General features: G+C 61.8%; 14 protein-coding genes. 8 read left to right on the top strand and 6 right to left on the bottom strand.

The genetic code is table 11. The annotated features are described in order from the left end of the window. The first annotated feature begins 62 nt into the window (after positions 1-62). On the top strand, positions 63-1,043 hold the full coding sequence (locus tag M2360_RS01540; protein ID WP_280772606.1) for a VOC family protein: 981 nt from the start codon (positions 63-65) through the stop codon (positions 1,041-1,043). Positions 1,044-1,048: 5 nt separating this feature from the next. On the opposite strand, the gene M2360_RS01535 is transcribed toward M2360_RS01540, so the two are convergent. The 5 genes from M2360_RS01535 to mepA form a co-directional block, all read right to left on the bottom strand. After that, positions 1,049-1,924, bottom strand: a complete 876-nt coding sequence (locus M2360_RS01535) for a dienelactone hydrolase family protein (protein ID WP_280772605.1) — start codon at positions 1,922-1,924, stop codon at positions 1,049-1,051. 137 nt (positions 1,925-2,061) lie between these two features. Further along, complete coding sequence (locus M2360_RS01530) at positions 2,062-2,844, bottom strand: 3-hydroxybutyrate dehydrogenase (RefSeq protein WP_280772604.1); 783 nt, start codon at positions 2,842-2,844, stop codon at positions 2,062-2,064. A 26-nt stretch (positions 2,845-2,870) separates the two neighbouring features. Further along, a complete protein-coding gene (locus M2360_RS01525) occupies positions 2,871-3,983 on the bottom strand; it encodes a patatin-like phospholipase family protein (protein ID WP_280772603.1) in 1,113 nt (370 codons plus the stop codon). Between the two features lie 162 nt (positions 3,984-4,145). Then, positions 4,146-5,642, bottom strand: a complete 1,497-nt coding sequence (gene guaB, locus M2360_RS01520) for an IMP dehydrogenase (protein WP_280772602.1) — start codon at positions 5,640-5,642, stop codon at positions 4,146-4,148. Positions 5,643-5,793: 151 nt separating this feature from the next. After that, positions 5,794-6,852 (bottom strand): penicillin-insensitive murein endopeptidase, encoded by a 1,059-nt coding sequence (gene mepA / locus M2360_RS01515; RefSeq protein WP_280772601.1) that lies wholly within the window; start codon positions 6,850-6,852, stop codon positions 5,794-5,796. 201 nt (positions 6,853-7,053) lie between these two features. Here mepA and M2360_RS01510 point away from each other — a divergent pair, with 201 nt between their 5' ends. The 7 genes from M2360_RS01510 (at position 7,054) to M2360_RS01480 (ending at position 14,647) form a co-directional block, all read left to right on the top strand. After that, positions 7,054-8,892: an extracellular solute-binding protein gene (locus M2360_RS01510; RefSeq protein WP_280772600.1), complete on the top strand. Its 1,839-nt coding sequence runs from the start codon at positions 7,054-7,056 to the stop codon at positions 8,890-8,892. Positions 8,893-9,014: 122 nt separating this feature from the next. Further along, positions 9,015-10,100 carry a microcin C ABC transporter permease YejB gene (locus tag M2360_RS01505; RefSeq protein ID WP_280772599.1) on the top strand — a complete coding sequence of 362 codons (1,086 nt, stop codon included), beginning with the start codon at positions 9,015-9,017 and terminating at the stop codon, positions 10,098-10,100. Between the two features lie 2 nt (positions 10,101-10,102). Continuing rightward, positions 10,103-11,227 carry an ABC transporter permease gene (locus M2360_RS01500; RefSeq protein ID WP_280772598.1) on the top strand — a complete coding sequence of 375 codons (1,125 nt, stop codon included), beginning with the start codon at positions 10,103-10,105 and terminating at the stop codon, positions 11,225-11,227. A 64-nt stretch (positions 11,228-11,291) separates the two neighbouring features. Beyond that, positions 11,292-11,555, top strand: a complete 264-nt coding sequence (locus M2360_RS01495) for a hypothetical protein (RefSeq protein WP_280772597.1) — start codon at positions 11,292-11,294, stop codon at positions 11,553-11,555. Then, the gene (locus M2360_RS01490) at positions 11,552-12,052 is read left to right on the top strand and encodes a PIN domain-containing protein (RefSeq protein WP_280772596.1); all 501 of its coding nucleotides are present in this window, start codon (positions 11,552-11,554) and stop codon (positions 12,050-12,052) included. The genes M2360_RS01495 and M2360_RS01490 overlap by 4 nt, the downstream gene beginning before the upstream one ends. Next, on the top strand, positions 12,049-13,677 hold the full coding sequence (locus M2360_RS01485) for an ABC transporter ATP-binding protein (protein ID WP_280772595.1): 1,629 nt from the start codon (positions 12,049-12,051) through the stop codon (positions 13,675-13,677). The genes M2360_RS01490 and M2360_RS01485 overlap by 4 nt, the downstream gene beginning before the upstream one ends. Before the next feature lie 10 nt (positions 13,678-13,687). Further along, positions 13,688-14,647, top strand: a complete 960-nt coding sequence (locus M2360_RS01480; protein WP_280772594.1) for a glyoxylate/hydroxypyruvate reductase A — start codon at positions 13,688-13,690, stop codon at positions 14,645-14,647. Here M2360_RS01480 and M2360_RS01475 read toward each other — a convergent pair. Beyond that, a complete protein-coding gene (locus M2360_RS01475) occupies positions 14,641-15,693 on the bottom strand; it encodes a lactonase family protein (protein ID WP_280772593.1) in 1,053 nt (350 codons plus the stop codon). The genes M2360_RS01480 and M2360_RS01475 overlap by 7 nt on opposite strands. Positions 15,694-15,839 lie beyond the last annotated feature (146 nt).

Here is a 15,839-nt window from a genome sequence, read left to right as displayed (position 1 = left end):
GCGCGTGTGCTTCCTGTTCTCACCCCAAACTGCTAATCGCGGAAAAAACGGGGATAGACACGATGAACGCCAACAGCATCGGCCGCAGGGCGGTTTTGCATTTTATCGCGACGGGTGCGATTGCTTTGTCCGGCAGTCCCTTCGTGGCCCGCGCGGCGGAGCAGACGCCTCGCGCCAATCCGTCTAGTTCCTTCGCGGTGACCACGCCTATCCATGTGCGCTCGGTGACGCTTCGGGTGCGCGATCTCAATCGCATGACCGGCTTTTACCGCGAGGTGATCGGCCTCGATCTGCTGGCGCGCGACGTCGCCAAGTCCGAACTCGGCAAGGACGGAGCGTTGTTGCTGACGCTGCTTGCAAAACCGGATGACCAGCCCGACGACAAGGTGTCGGCCGGTCTCTATCACACCGCCTTCCTGATGCCCGATCGCCGGACGCTCGGCGCCTGGCTCATTCACGCCTATCTCAACGGCGCTCCCTTTACCGGCTTTGCCGATCATCTCGTGTCCGAAGCGCTTTATCTCGACGATCCCGAAGGCAATGGCATCGAGGTCTATGCCGACCGCTCACCGATGCAATGGACCTGGGACAAGGGCGGCGTGGTCATGGCCACCGAGCAGCTCGACATGGACGGTCTCGTGGCCGGCTTGCCGCGAACGCCGACGCCGAATTATTCCGCGCCCTCGGGTCTGCGCATCGGTCATATTCATATGCGGGTCGGCGACGTCGCCGCCGCGCGCGACTTCTATGTCGGCGCCGCTGGTCTCGATCTGACGCGGCTTCTGCCCGACAGTTCCGCCGCCTTCTTTGCCAATGGCCGCTACCACCATCATGTCGGCTCCAATATCTGGCAGAGCAGGGGCGCAGGCAAACGTCCCGAGGCCATGTCGGGGCTGGATGAGGCGGTGTTCGCCTGCGCGCCGGAGCTGATGGACGGGTTGCGCGAACGTCTCAACAGTCGAGGGCTGGATCACCGGGAAGAGGGCGATACGGTGGAAACGCTCGATCCCTGGGGCAGCCGCATCCGGTTCGTCGTCGCCTGAGGCGGTTAGACCAACTTCGCCTTCAGGAAGTCCACCGTCCGCGACCAGGCGAGGTCGGCGGCCTTCTCGTCGTATCGGGCGGCCGACGTATCATTGTTGAAGGCGTGGTTGACGCCGTCATAGATGAAGATCTGGAAGTCCTTCTTGTTGGCTTCCAACGCCTGCTTATAGGCGTCGATGCCCTTGTTGATGCGGTCGTCGAGGGCGGCGTAATGCAGCATCAGCGCCGCCTTGATCTTGGCGACCTCCTCGACAGGCGGCTGCGCGCCGTAATAGGCGACACCGGCCTTGAGCTCGGGTGCGGCGACCGCGAGCAGATTGACCTGCCTGCCGCCCCAGCAGAAGCCGACGGCGCCGATCGCGCCCGTGGAGCGCGGATGCGTCTTCAGGAACGCCATGGCCGCCATCAGGTTTGACGTGGTCATCGGCTGGTCGAGTTTGGAAATATCGCCCCGCGCCTGATCCTCATTGGCCGGCGTGCCGCCCGAGGGGGATAGAAGATCGGGCGCGATGGCGAGGAAGCCTTCGAGCGCCATGCGCCGGGTCACGTCCTTGATATGGGCGTTGAGACCGCGATTTTCGTGGATCACGATCGCCGTCGGCAGTTTGCCCGGTCGGTCCTTGGGCGCGGCGATATAGGCCGAGATTTCGCCCGGCGCGCCGCGATAGGTGGTCGTGGTGGTTTCCAGCCGGTCGTCATCAGGAGCGACGATTTCCGCCTGGGCGGCGCTTGCTCCGATCAGCGGCGCAATGGCGGCGGCCGCGCCGGCGGAGCCCGCCAGCAGCTGCAGCTTGCGCATGAAATCGCGCCGGTCGAGGGTCAGATGGGTGTATTCGTCATAGGCGTCGATCATCGCCTGCGTGATTTTCGGCTTGTCCATGGCGGCCTCCTTCAATGCTGAAGAGGACAATGACCCCGACAAGGCGTGAAAATCGAGACGAAAGCGCCGGAGAATGCCGGCGCCGCCGTCAAAACAATGTGATGGAACCGGACGAACGCCCGGCTCGTTTCATAGGGTTATTCGATGTGCCAGCCGTGACTGACGATCACCGACTGACCGGTCAGTGCATTGGTCTCGAAGCCCGCAAAGAAGAGGGCGACTTCGGCGACGTCCTCGATCGTGGTGAATTCGCCGTCCACCGTCTGTCCGAGCATGACCTTCTTGATCACCTCTTCCTCGGAAATGCCGAGCGTCTTGGCCTGTTCCGGGATCTGCTTTTCGACCAGCGGCGTGCGCACGAAGCCGGGGCAGATGACGTTGGAGCGGATCTTAAACGGGCCGCCTTCCTTGGCGACCGAGCGGGCGAGGCCGAGCAGGCCGTGCTTGGCGGTGACATAGGCGGCCTTCAGCGGTGACGCCTCCTTGGAATGGACCGATCCCATATAGATGATCGCGCCGCCGCCCTGCTTCTGCATCAGCGGAATGCAGGCCTTTGTGGTGAGGAAGGCGCCATCGAGATGGATGGCGAGCATCTTCTTCCAGTCGGCGAAGGGGAATTCCTCGATCTTGTGGACGATCTGGATGCCGGCATTGGAAACGAGAATGTCAACGCGTCCCCAGGTCTCGGCAACCTTGGCGACGCCGGCATTGACGGCATCCTCGCTGGTCACGTCCATCTCGACGCCGATCGCTTCGCCCGGACCCAGTTTGGTGAGCTCAGCGGCGGCGGCGTTGGCGGCGTCGATCTTGAGGTCGGCGATGGCGACGCGTGCGCCTTCCTCGACATAGCGCTTGGCGATGCCGTAGCCGAGCCCGCTGGCCGAGCCGGTGACGATGGCGACTTTGTCCTTCAGTTTCATGGCTTTCTCCTCATGCTCGCGGCGCGTTACGCCCAGCTCTTCCAATGGTCGATGGCAACGAAGCCATCTTGGGGAATTTCGCGGTTTCTCCAACTCTGGCAGGACAGGGTTTCCATGACGTCGTCATAGCCCGCCTTCCAATGCTCCTCCATGGTCAGCCGCGAAAACTCGTTGTCCATGGAATGAGTCTCATAGGCTTTGCGCCTGTAGATCAGATGCACGATGGTCACTGCGCCCATATCTTCCTGCCGACGCAGGAATTTGACATCCGGATCGTCGGCGAGGTCGGCTGGAAGCTTCTTGAGCAGCCGGCGGATGGCCTTGTCGATACGTTCGTTGCGGGCCGCCTCATTGGTGTTCATGCGGGTGCGGCTCGAATAGCGGATCTCCTTTTCGCGCGCCAGCACGTCAGAAATGTCCTGCGGCATGCGGCCGCGCGCCGAAAACAGATCGACCTGAAAAATGCAGAGATCGTCGGACGTCCTGCGCTGGTCCATCACCCATTGCAGCGGCGTGTTGGAGACCAGTCCGCCGTCCCAGTAGAAATTGCCGTCGATCTCAACAGGCGGAAAGCCGGGCGGCAGCGCGCCGGATGCGGCGATGTGGCGGGCGGTGATCCTGTCCTGGAAATTGTCGAAATAGGCGAAATTGCCATTGACGACATTGACCGCGCCAACCGATAGCCTCACTTTGCGGCGATTGATCAGCTCGAAATCGACGAGTTCGTCGAGCGTGTCGATGAGCGGCGTCGTATCATAAAAGCTGATCCGCGCCTCCGGCTTGGCGAGATACTGCCATGGCATGAAGGCCTGCGGCAGATACATGCCATTGACGCCGATCATCGCGTTGAGGGCCGCAGAATATTCATTGAACCATTTGCGCAAGGGCTGGTCGAGCATATAGGGCAGCGCCGAGGGGCCGGACGATACTTTTTCCCAGAACTGCCTGAGATGCTCCACCCGTTTCTCCGGCGGGCTGCCGGCGATGATGGCGGAATTGATCGAGCCGATCGAGATCCCGGCAATCCATTCCGGCCTGATGCCGCTTATATGCAGCGCTTCATAGGCTCCGCCCTGATACGCGCCGAGCGCGCCGCCGCCCTGCAGCACCAGGATCTTCTTGTCGTGTCCATTCTCCATGCTCAGTCCTTCCTGTCGCCGATGAAAGCGAGGCTACCCAGAGCATATGGAAATTCCATGTGCGGCGCACAAATTAAATTGTCGCAAGTCGGAGTTTCGATATCCGCAAATTGAAAAAGGCGGCCCTTTCGAGCCGCCCCTGAGAAGCTGATTGCGCTGAGATCACGCGCCGCCCGGATAGTTCGGGCTTTCGCGGGTGATGGTCACGCCATGGGTATGGCTTTCGCGCAGGCCAGCGCCGGAGATGCGCACGAATTGCGCCTTCTCCTGGAAATCAATCAGATCTTTACCGCCGACATAGCCCATGGCGGCGCGAAGGCCGCCAGCGAGCTGGTGCAGCACGGCAGACACTGGACCCTTATAGGGCACCTGGCCCTCGATGCCTTCGGGCACCAGCTTCAAGGTGTCGCGCACTTCCGCCTGGAAGTAGCGGTCTGCAGAGCCGCGCGCCATCGCGCCCACCGAGCCCATGCCGCGATAGGCCTTGAAGGAGCGGCCCTGGTAAAGATAGGTCTCGCCGGGACTTTCGTCGGTGCCGGCGAGCAGAGAGCCGATCATGCAGGCCGATGCGCCTGCGGCCATGGCTTTCGCGAAATCGCCCGAAAACTTGATGCCGCCGTCAGCGATCACCGGAATGCCGGCCTTGCTGGCCACATCGACAGCGCCCATGATGGCCGCAAGCTGCGGCACGCCGACGCCGGCGACGATTCGGGTGGTGCAGATCGAGCCCGGGCCGATGCCGACCTTGACCGCGTCCGCGCCCGCGTCGATCAGCGCCTGCGCGCCGGCCGGCGTTGCGATATTGCCGGCGAGGATGCGCACGGAATTGGAGAGTTTCTTGGCGCGCGTCACCGCGTCGAGAACGCGCTGGGAATGGCCATGCGCCGTGTCGATGACCAGGAGGTCAACGCCGGCGTCGATCAACCGTTCGGCGCGCTCGAAACCATCATCGCCGACCGAGGTGGCGGCGGCGGCGCGCAGGCGACCGAGCGCATCCTTGGAGGCATGCGGGTTGAGCTGCGACTTTTCGATGTCCTTGACGGTGATCAGGCCGATGCAATGGCCGGAATCGTCGATTACCAGAAGTTTCTCGATGCGATGATGATGCAACAGGCGTTTGGCTTCGCCCTGATCGACATTTTCGCGCACCGTGATCAGGTTTTCGCGCGTCATCAATTCGTAGATTTTCTGGTTGGGATTGCTCGCGAAGCGAACGTCACGATTGGTCAGAATGCCCACGAGCCGGCCGGTGCGGCCGCCGGTGTGATTTTCCACCACCGGAATGCCCGAAATGCCATGCGCCTTCATCAGGCCAAGCGCTTCGGCGAGCGTGGCTTCCGGACCAATGGTGACGGGATTGACCACCATGCCGCTTTCGAACTTCTTGACCTGGCGAACCTGCTCGGCCTGCTCTTCTGGGTTCAGGTTGCGATGGATCACGCCGAGGCCGCCGGCCTGCGCCATGGCGATCGCCAGGCGGCCTTCCGTCACCGTGTCCATGGCCGCCGACAGTAGCGGCAAATTCAGCTCAATGTCCTGGGCGATCTTGGTGGTGATGTTGGTCTGGCCCGGCATGACCTCGGAATGTCCGGGCTGCAACAGCACATCGTCGAAGGTGAGGGCCTCTAGGCCGGTGATGGTCTCAATGATGCGGGCCATGCCATGTTCCTTATACCTGGACGCTGCGGCCGGGACGCCGCAAGCGGAAAACCTTTCGGAAGATGACGAGGGCTGCTAACACGGAAAATGCGGGAAGGGAACAGCCTCCCGCATGAAAGTTCCATGAAATTTCGCAAACGCGAAGAGAGCGTTACTGATCGAGCGGTCGCGCCCGGGGAATGGGCGCGGGGCCGATAAGCGCAAAAGCTGCGAAGTCGTCGCCGACCGACGGCGCAGCGGCGAAGGCGGAGACCGGAGCCGGATCGGCGGATACGCCCATCGCGGGCTCATATTCGGCCGCCGCGGCTGCCCCCACCGATGGCGCGCCGAGCACCATGGCGCAGGCCTTGGGCAGATTGGCGAGCGTCAGCTGGCGTGGTTTCACCGGCTTGACCGGTTTCTTCGGCGGCGTTTTCGGCTTGTTGTTGCCCCAGGGTTCGTCGGTGAACCACCAGGCGAGCGGCTTGCCGCAGCCGTCGCCATCAGGCGGATCTGCCTGGTCAGTGCAGCCTTTCGCCCCTGGCGGGCATTTCATGCGGATGTGGAAATGATAGTGATGGCCATAGATCGGCCGGACCTTGGAGAGCAATGCGCGATCGCCGCGCCAGCTCTCGCAGAGCTTCTTCTTGATGCCGGGATGCACGAAGACGCGCTCGACCTCCGGATAGCTCGCCGCCAGCATGATGATCCGGGCATGCGCCGGCGTCCATTTGTTGGGGTCGACCGTCAGCGCGCCTTTGCGCAGCACGGAATTCTCCGGAAATTTCTCGCGTTCCTCGTAGGAAAGCTCCCGCTTCGGCATTGGCGTTAGCCAGATGTCGGCATCAAGGCCGATCTGGTGGGAAGCGTGTCCCGTCAACATCGGCCCGCCGCGCGGCTGGGAAATATCGCCGACCAGCAGCCCGGACCATCCCGCCTTCTGCTGGCCGTCATGCGACAGCTGTTCAAGCAACGAGATCATGCGCGGATTGCCCCAGCGGCGATTGCGCGACAGATGCAGCACCTGCCAGGCAGGGCCATCGACGGGAATGGCGACGCCGCCCGACAGGCAGCCCTTGGCGTAGAAGCCGATCGACGCGGCCTGCCCACGCGAGGGCAGGGTGACCTTGCCGAATAATTGCTTGGCGGGCGTGGCTTCTTCGGCGACGGCGTTTAGTGCGCTCGCCAGCATCAAAACCGCGGCCAGCCCCGCTTTCATAAATTTCCGCATCAATTGCGCATCCTTCGTTTGCCGCCGCGTCTGCCGCGTCAGGCAAGTGATTTGCGGATCAGAATACATCAAACTTGGCTGAAATTGGCCGCTGCGCCGAATTGCTGGGAAAAGGAGGCGCGGCAATGGCAAATTTGCCACGATCCTTTTTTCACATAAGATAATAAGCAAGATTCGAACATCGAACAGCAGGCGTTTTTCATGGGCTTTTTCGCACGTTTGGGAACACTCACCCCGGCCATCGCGCTGATCGCGGGGCTTGCCGCAGCGCCGGCTTTTTCGGAGGAAGGGTTCTGGACCAACGGTGTCTCCAGCCTCGGAGAATTGAAGTACAAGCCCGGCTTTAGCCATTTCGATTACGTCAATCCCGAAGCGCCCAAGCAGGGCGTGTTGCGCCTCTCCGAATTCGGCGTCTTCGACTCGCTCAATCCGATCCCCAACAAGGGCAATCTCGCTTTGCCCGTGGCGGCGCTGGTCTATGAGACGCTGATGAAGCCGTCGCTCGACGAGCCCTTGTCCACCTATGGGTTGATCGCCGAGAGCGTTTCCTATCCCAAGGATTATTCGTGGGTTTCCTATCGTCTCAATCCCAAAGCGGCCTGGGCTGATGGAAAGCCTGTGAGCGTCGAGGACGTGATCTTCTCCTTCGACAAGGCCAAGGAGTTCGACCCCGCAAAGGCCTTCTATTATCAGCATGTCGTCAAGGCCGAAAAAACCGGCGAGCGCGAGGTGAAGTTCACCTTCGACGAAAAGAACAATCGTGACCTGGTCGCCACCGTCGGGCAGTTGACCATCGTGCCCAAGCATTGGTGGGAGGCAACGGACGCCCGCGGCGTCAAACGCAATGTCGGCGCCACCTCGCTGGAGCCGGTGATGGGCTCCGGCCCCTACAAGCTCGTGGCGGTGTCTCCCGGCTCGACGCTGAAATTCGAGCTTCGCGACGATTACTGGGGCAAGGACCAGCCGGTGAATATCGGCTATAACAATTTCAAGACGATCGAATACACTTATTACGCCGATATCGACGTGGAATTCGAAGCCTTCCGCAGCGGCGACAGCGATTTTTGGGCTGAAAACGAGGCCAAGCGCTGGGCGACCGCCTATACCTTCCCAGCCGTACAGCAGGGCAAGGTCAAGAAAGAGGAACTGCCCAACGATTATCGCTCGTCTGGCGTGATGGTGGGCTTCATTCCCAATCTTCGCCGCGAGCAATTCCAGGATGCGCGGGTGCGCGAGGCGCTGAACTACGCCTTCGATTTCGAGACGTTGAAGCGCACGATCTTCTACGGGCAATATAGCCGCATCAATTCCTATTTTTACGGCTCGGAACTGGCCTCTTCAGGCCTGCCGCAGGGCAAGGAGTTGGAGATCCTGACAGAACTCAAGGACAAGGTGCCGTCAAGCGTCTTCACGACACCCTATTCCAACCCGGTCGCGGGCGACGAAGGCAAGCTCCGGCAGAACCTGCGCAAGGCGCTGGGGCTGTTCAAGCAGGCGGGTTGGGAGCTCAAGGGCGGCCGCATGGTCAACGTTACGACCGGCAAGCCCTTTCAGTTCGAGATCCTGTTGAGCTCCAACATCATCGAGCGCGTGGCGTTGCCCTTTGCCGCCAATCTCAAGAAGATCGGCGTGACCGCCACTGTGCGCTCCGTCGACGCTTCGCAATTCACCGAACGCTGGCGCAAGCGCGATTTCGACGTGATGTATCAGGGCTGGGCGCAGAGCCTTAATCCGGGCGCCGAACAGGCGGAATATTGGGGCTCGAAAGCCGCCGCCGCGGAGGGCACGCAGAATTACGCCGGCATCTCCAACCCCGCCATCGACGCGATCATCCGCAAGATCATCTTCGCCCCCGATCGCGACGCGCAAGTAGCGGCGGTCAAGGCGCTGGACCGGGTGCTGCTGCACAATTACTATATCGTTCCGTCCTATACGCTGCGCACGAACCGCATCGCCTATTGGGATAAATTCGAGCGCCCTGCCGAATTGCCGCACTATTCCTCGGGCTTTCCCTCGATCTGGTGGGCCAAGGGCCAATGAAGCCTCGCGAAAGCCTGTGAGACTAATGCAAGCGCGATATCTGACCAATCCCGTCATGGAGACCTCGTTGCAGATCTTGACAGTCACGCCGCCCTGCGGCGGCCCGCGAGGGGAAAGCTGAGATGGCCGCCTATATTCTGAGACGGCTTCTGCTGATCATCCCGACGCTTCTCGGGATCCTGCTTCTGTCCTTCATCATCGTGCAATTTGCTCCCGGCGGCCCCGTCGAGCAGATGATCGCCGATCTCACCGACCAGAACGGCGGCGACCGGCTCTCGGGCGGCGGCAATGAGGTGTCGTTCAACGAGGCGTCCGACAGTTCCGGCCGCTATCGGGGCGCGCAGGGGCTCGATCCGGAGCTGATCGCCAAGCTGGAAAAGCAGTTCGGTTTCGACAAGCCCGCCTGGCAGCGCTTCGGCGAGATGGTTTGGAATTACGCCCGCTTTGATTTTGGTCAGAGCTTCTTCCGCGACGAAAGCGTCGTCAATCTGATCGTCGAGAAGCTGCCGGTGTCGATTTCGCTCGGCGTCTGGGTGCTGCTTCTGTCCTACGCGATTTCGATTCCGCTCGGCATTCGCAAGGCGGTGTCGGACGGATCGAGCTTCGATGTCTGGACCTCGGGCGTGGTGATCATCGGTTACGCTGTGCCCGGATTCCTGTTCGGCATCCTGCTCATCGTGCTGTTTGCCGGCGGTTCCTTCTTTGACTGGTTCCCGCTGCGCGGTCTGACCTCCGACAATTTCGACCAGCTCAGCATCGGCGGCAAGATCCTCGATTACATCTGGCATCTGACGCTGCCGATCTCTGCGCTGCTCATCTCCTCCTTCGCCACCACGACGCTGCTGACCAAGAATTCCTTCATCGACGAGATCAAGAAGCAATATGTGGTGACAGCCCGCGCCAAGGGGCTGACAGAACATCGCGTGCTCTATGGCCATGTGTTCCGCAACGCGATGCTGATCGTGATCGCCGGCTTTCCCGCCGCCTTCATCTCGGCCTTCCTCACCGGCTCGCTGTTGATCGAGAACCTGTTCTCGCTCGATGGCCTGGGCCGCATGGGCTACGAGGCGATTATCAAGCGCGATTATCCGATCGTGTTCGGCACGCTCTACATCTTCTCGCTGCTCGGACTGGTCGTCGGCCTCCTGTCCGACCTCATCTATACCTGGGTCGATCCCCGCATCGATTTCGAAAAGCGGGAGGTGTGATCATGGCCGTGGCAACCAAGAAACCCTGGCTCACGCCCGTCAACCAGCGGCGTCTCGCCAATTTCAAGGCGAACCGGCGCGGCTACTGGTCGTTCTGGATCTTCATGCTGATCTTCGGCCTCTCGTTGTTCGCCGAAGTCATTGCCAATGACCGGCCGATCCTGGTGTCGTTCAAGGGCGAATTCTACGTTCCCATCCTCAGGGATTACGAGGAGGCGGTCTTTCTCGGCGATGAAGGCTTCCTGCCGACCACTGATTACAAGACCGACCTGGTGCGCGAGAAGATCGACGAAAACGGCTGGATGATCTGGCCGCCGATCCGCTATTCCTATCTGACCGCCAACACATTCGTGCCGACCTCGGCCCCGACCAGGCCCTTCTGGCTGATGCCGGAAGAGCAGCGCTGCTCGGCCTATCCGCTCGCCGACAAGGACCCCAATTGCACGCTGGGCAACATGAACTGGCTGGGCACCGACGATCAGGCCCGCGATGTGTTCGCCCGGATCATCTATGGCTTCCGGCTGTCGGTATTGTTCGGTCTGGCGCTGACGGCGGCCTCGGCCGTGATCGGCGTCGCCATCGGCGCGGTGCAGGGCTATTTCGGCGGATTGACGGACCTGATCGGCCAGCGCTTCATCGAGATCTGGTCGTCGATGCCGGTGCTCTACATCCTGCTGATCATGGCTTCGATCCTGCCGCCCGGCTTTTTTGTTCTGCTCGGCATTCTGCTGTTGTTTTCCTGGACGAGTTTCGTCGGCATTGTCAGGGCGGAATTCTTCCGCGCCCGCAATTTCGAATATGTCCGGGCCGCCCGCGCGCTCGGCGTCGGTAACGCCGTGATCATGTGGCGGCATCTTCTGCCCAACGCCATGGTGGCGACGCTGACCTTTCTGCCCTTTATCCTGTCGGGATCGATCAGCACGTTGACGGCGCTCGATTTCCTTGGGCTCGGCATGCCGCCGGGTTCGCCCTCGCTGGGGGAAATGGTCGGCCAGGCAAAGTCGAACCTGCAGGCTCCCTGGCTGGGCTTCACCGCTTTCTTCACGCTGGCCGCCATGCTGTCGCTGCTGATCTTCATCGGCGAAGCGGTGCGCGACGCCTTTGACCCGCGAAAGACCTTCGGATGAGGGGATCTCGCTTTCCCAGGGTTTTGGCCTTAGTGTTGGCGCGGTCCAGACCAGGAGGCCGCCGATGAACAAGATCGTGCGCGAGCACTATCCCGTCTCGCAATTGCCCGAGGACCTGCGCGCGCAGTTTCCGGGGGTGGAGACGGTGCGGCTGGTGATCGAGGAGGGCGCAGCTCGACAGTCGGAGAATGCCCCGTTGGCGCGTGGCGAGGGTGAGGATTTCTGGGCGACGCTGCAGCAAGCAAGAGCCTCGCTGAAAGAACCCAGGTCTCTAAGAGACGCGGTGGCTGACATCAGGGCCCTGCGCGATGAATGGGATGAGGAATGACCTTGTTCCCGCTGGTGTATTTCGACACCAACATCTTGATCGCGTTTCTCGAAGACGAGTTCGAAAAAGGCGATGCTCTGCGCGAGATGATCGCGGGACATCGCCGGTCGGAGACCGCTCCCCGGTTTCTCACCAGCGCGCTGACTTTTTCGGAGTTGCTGGTTAAGCCCTATCGAGAACGCGCACTTGCAGCGGCCCAGTTTTATGCAGGACTGAGGTCGGGCAGTTACTGGCTCTCGGTCGTTCCAGTGTCCGAGCAAGTTCTAGACTTGGCCGCCGCTCTCCGCGCCGCGCGCCGGTCGCTCAAGTTGCCCGACGCCATCCATGTCGCCACCGCGATGCAGGCCGGCTGTTCGCATTTTTTGACGCAGGACGAGGGTATCCAGACCGGCGAGCCCGTCATTCATCCCCTAACCGGCATCGCGCTGATGCCAGCGCCGGTGATCCGGCCCGATGCGCCGACTTTGGCCGCCATTCTCAAGGATCTCATACGATGACCGAGCCGCTGATTTCCATTCGCGATCTCTCCGTCGCCTTTCATCAGGGCGGCCAGACAGCGCTTGCCGTCGATCATGTCAGTTTCGACATTGCCCGCGGCGAAGTGGTGGCGCTGGTGGGGGAATCCGGCTCCGGCAAATCGGTGACCGCCAATTCGATTTTGAAACTGCTGCCTTACCCTTCAGCGTCGCATCCATCCGGCCAGATCCTGTTCAAGGGGCAGGATCTGCTCAGCGCCCAGCCTGAAGCGCTGCGCAAGGTGCGCGGCGACGACATCACCATGATCTTCCAGGAGCCGATGACTTCGCTCAATCCGCTGCATTCGATCGAGCGGCAGATCGGCGAGATCCTCGAACTGCATCAGCCGATCCGGGGCGCCGCCACCCGCGCCCGTGTCATCGAACTGTTGACCCAGGTTGGCATCCGCGACCCGGAAAAGCGGTTGACGGCCTATCCGCATGAATTGTCGGGTGGACAGCGCCAGCGCGTGATGATCGCCATGGCGCTCGCCAACCGGCCGGAACTCTTGATCGCCGACGAGCCGACCACCGCGCTCGACGTGACGGTTCAGGCGCAAATCCTCGAACTCTTGGGCAAGCTCAAGAGCGAGCATGGCATGTCGATCCTGTTCATCACCCACGACTTGGGCATCGTGCGCAAGATCGCCGACCGCGTTTGCGTCATGACCAAGGGCAAGATCGTCGAGATGGGCCCGACGGCCGAGATCTTCGCCAACCCTCAGCATGATTACACCCGCAAGCTGCTGGCCGCCGAACCCAAGGGCGAACCGCCGGCGGCCGATGCCGACAAGCCGATCGTGATTTCAGCGGACGACGTCAAGGTGTGGTTTCCGATCAAGACAGGTTTCCTGCGCCGGGTGACCGATCATGTGAAGGCGGTGGATGGCGTCGATCTTGAACTCAAGGCCGGCCATACGCTGGGGATCGTCGGCGAGAGCGGCTCGGGCAAGACGACGCTCGGGCTGGCGCTGACCCGTCTGATCTCGTCGCAAGGCCGCATCGCCTTTGTCGGACAGGATATTCAGGGGCGCGGTTTCGCCGAGATGCGGCCGCTGAGGCGGCAGATGCAGATCGTCTTTCAGGACCCCTATGGATCGCTCAGCCCGCGCATGTCGGTGGCCGACATCGTCGGCGAAGGGCTTCTCGTGCATGAGCCGCAGTTGACGGCCGAGGAGCGCGATCGCACGGTCGCCGAGGCGCTCGCCGAGACCGGGCTCGATCCCGAGACGCGGCATCGCTATCCGCATGAATTCTCCGGCGGCCAGCGCCAGCGCATCGCCATTGCCCGCGCCATGGTGCTGAAGCCGAAATTCGTGATGCTGGATGAGCCGACCTCAGCGCTCGATATGAGCGTGCAGGCGCAGGTGGTCGATCTCCTGCGCGACCTGCAGGTCAAGCATCAGCTCGCGTATTTGTTCATATCCCACGATCTCAAAGTGGTCCGGGCGCTCGCCAATGACATCATCGTCATGCGCAACGGCCAGGTGGTCGAAAAAGGCCCAGCGGGGGACTTGTTCGCCAATCCGCGCGAGGAGTACACCAAGGCCCTTCTCGCCGCCGCCTTCAACATCGAGGCGGTCAAGACCGCCGCCATCCGCCAGTGACAGGTTTCGTATGAGCACCAAAAGCCCCATCATCGTCGATCTCCGCTTTCATCCCGATCAGGTGGCGGAGGGCTTGAAGACGGCCTTTCCGGGGCGCGAGGTGATCAACCGCGCCGACCCCGCCCAGCGCGATCGCGACCTCTCCGGCATTTCTTACGCTCTGCTCTGGAAGCCGCTGGACGATCTCTTCGCGCGCGCCAAGGATCTCAAGGTGCTGTTCTCTGGCGGCGCAGGCGTCGATCACGTCCTGACGCTGCCGGGCCTGCCCGACCTGCCGCTTGTGCGCTTCGTCGATCACACGCTGACGACGCGGATGAGCGAATGGGTGGTCATGCAGTGCCTGATGCATCTGCGCCAGCATCTCGCTTACGACGCACAGCAGCGCGCGCGCGTCTGGAAGCCTTTGACGCAGCCTGAGGCGGCGGATCTCACCGTGGGCGTCATGGGCATGGGCGTTCTCGGCTCTGACGCCGCCCGCAAGCTCAAGGCCATGGGCTTCAATGTCATCGGCTGGTCGAAGAGCGGCAAGCCGGTAGACGGCGTCGCCATGCATGCGGCTGATGATCTCGACCGGTTCCTCGGCCAATCCGATATTCTCGTCGGCCTGTTGCCGCTGACGCCGGAGACGCGCGGCATCTTCAATCGCGAACTGTTTTCGAAGCTGAAGCGGGATGGCGCGCTGGGCGGCCCGGTGTTCATCAATGCCGGCCGCGGCGGCAGCCAGGTCGAAGCGGACATGATCGAGGCGCTGCAGTCGGGCCTGCTCAAATCGGCCTCGCTCGATGTGTTCGAGGTCGAGCCGCTGCCGGAGACTTCGGCGATCTGGTCGCTGCCGAATGTGATTCTGACGCCGCATTCGGCTGCGGATTCGGATGTCTCGGCGCTGTTTGCCCATGTCGAACGGCAGATCGACCGCTTCGAACGCGGCGAGGCGCTGGAGCATGTCGTGGCGCGGACCGCCGGTTACTGAAGATCGACGAACAGCATGTCGAGCGGAGCTTTCACCGAAACGATCTCGGTGGGCTCCGCCGATAGCTTTCCTTCGGCGAAATCCCAGTCAAACAGCGCGACGCCATCGGATTTTTGATTGGCGACAGCCAGCCGCCGCGCGGCGCGGTCGAAGCGGATGGCGCGCGGAAAGGCGCCGCCGCAATCATATTCGGCCTTCAGCGTCGGAAGGCCGCTGCGCGGATCGAGCCAGAACACCGCGATCGTATCGGCGCCACGATTTGCGACCAGCAGGTGATGGCCATCAGGCGTGACCAGGATGCCGGATGGATAGTTCCGACTGTCGGCCTTGCGCTGTGTGGCCGGCGTTCCGGTCGTCAGCCTCAGGCAATCATCGCTCACCGAAAAAGCCAGAAGCGTCGAATCCAGCTCCCCTGTCACATAGAGCATGCGGCCATTGGGATGAAACACGGCATGGCGCGGACCGGCGCCCGCTGGCGTTTCTGTTTCGCGGTCGCTTCGCAGGCTGCCTGCCTGAGCATCAAAAGCGTAGGAAAACAGCCTGTCGGCCCCGAGGTCGACAGCGACGAGCCGGCGGTTGTCGGGGCTGATAGCGACACAGTGGCAATGCGGCCCTTCTTGACGCCCGTGATCCGGACCGCTGCCTTGATGCGCGAAATGAGCGATGGGGCCGGAGAGGTCGCCGCCGTCCACAAGTGCGAAGGCAGTGAGCGAGGCGTCCCCTGGCGCACGCGCCGCTTGGTAATTGGCGACGAACAGAAAGCGTTCGGTGCGGTCAAGGCAGAGGTGCACGGCGGCGTGTCCGCCAGTCGATTGCGCTGTGCGGGCCGACAGCCTGTTCGCCCCAAGGTCAAGCGGCGTCACAAGGCCTGGGCCTGCAGGTCTTTCGCTGGCCGCGTAGATCGTTTGCGTCTTCTCGGACGCGGCCAGGAATGATGGGTTGGCCGCAAGGGTAAACGTCTCCGCCGCGCCGCCAAACCGATGAAGCGCGAGCATGCCTTCGCTTGACGAGGCGCAGCAAATCAACAGATGGGATTCCAGGGTCATCAGCTTTTCCGATCGTGAAACGCGAGCGCCTGTCAGCTGCGCGTTGACGTTTACGTCAATGTAAACTAGTCTTTGCTTGCGTGAGGAGCAAAGGCGATTAACATCCTGTCGAGGAGAGCGCAGGATGTCAAAATAGCGCTGGGAGG

This window comes from Rhizobium sp. SG_E_25_P2 (assembly GCF_029892285.1).
Lineage (GTDB): Bacteria > Pseudomonadota > Alphaproteobacteria > Rhizobiales > Rhizobiaceae > Rhizobium_E.
This window is presented reverse-complemented; position numbering and strand designations above follow the sequence as displayed.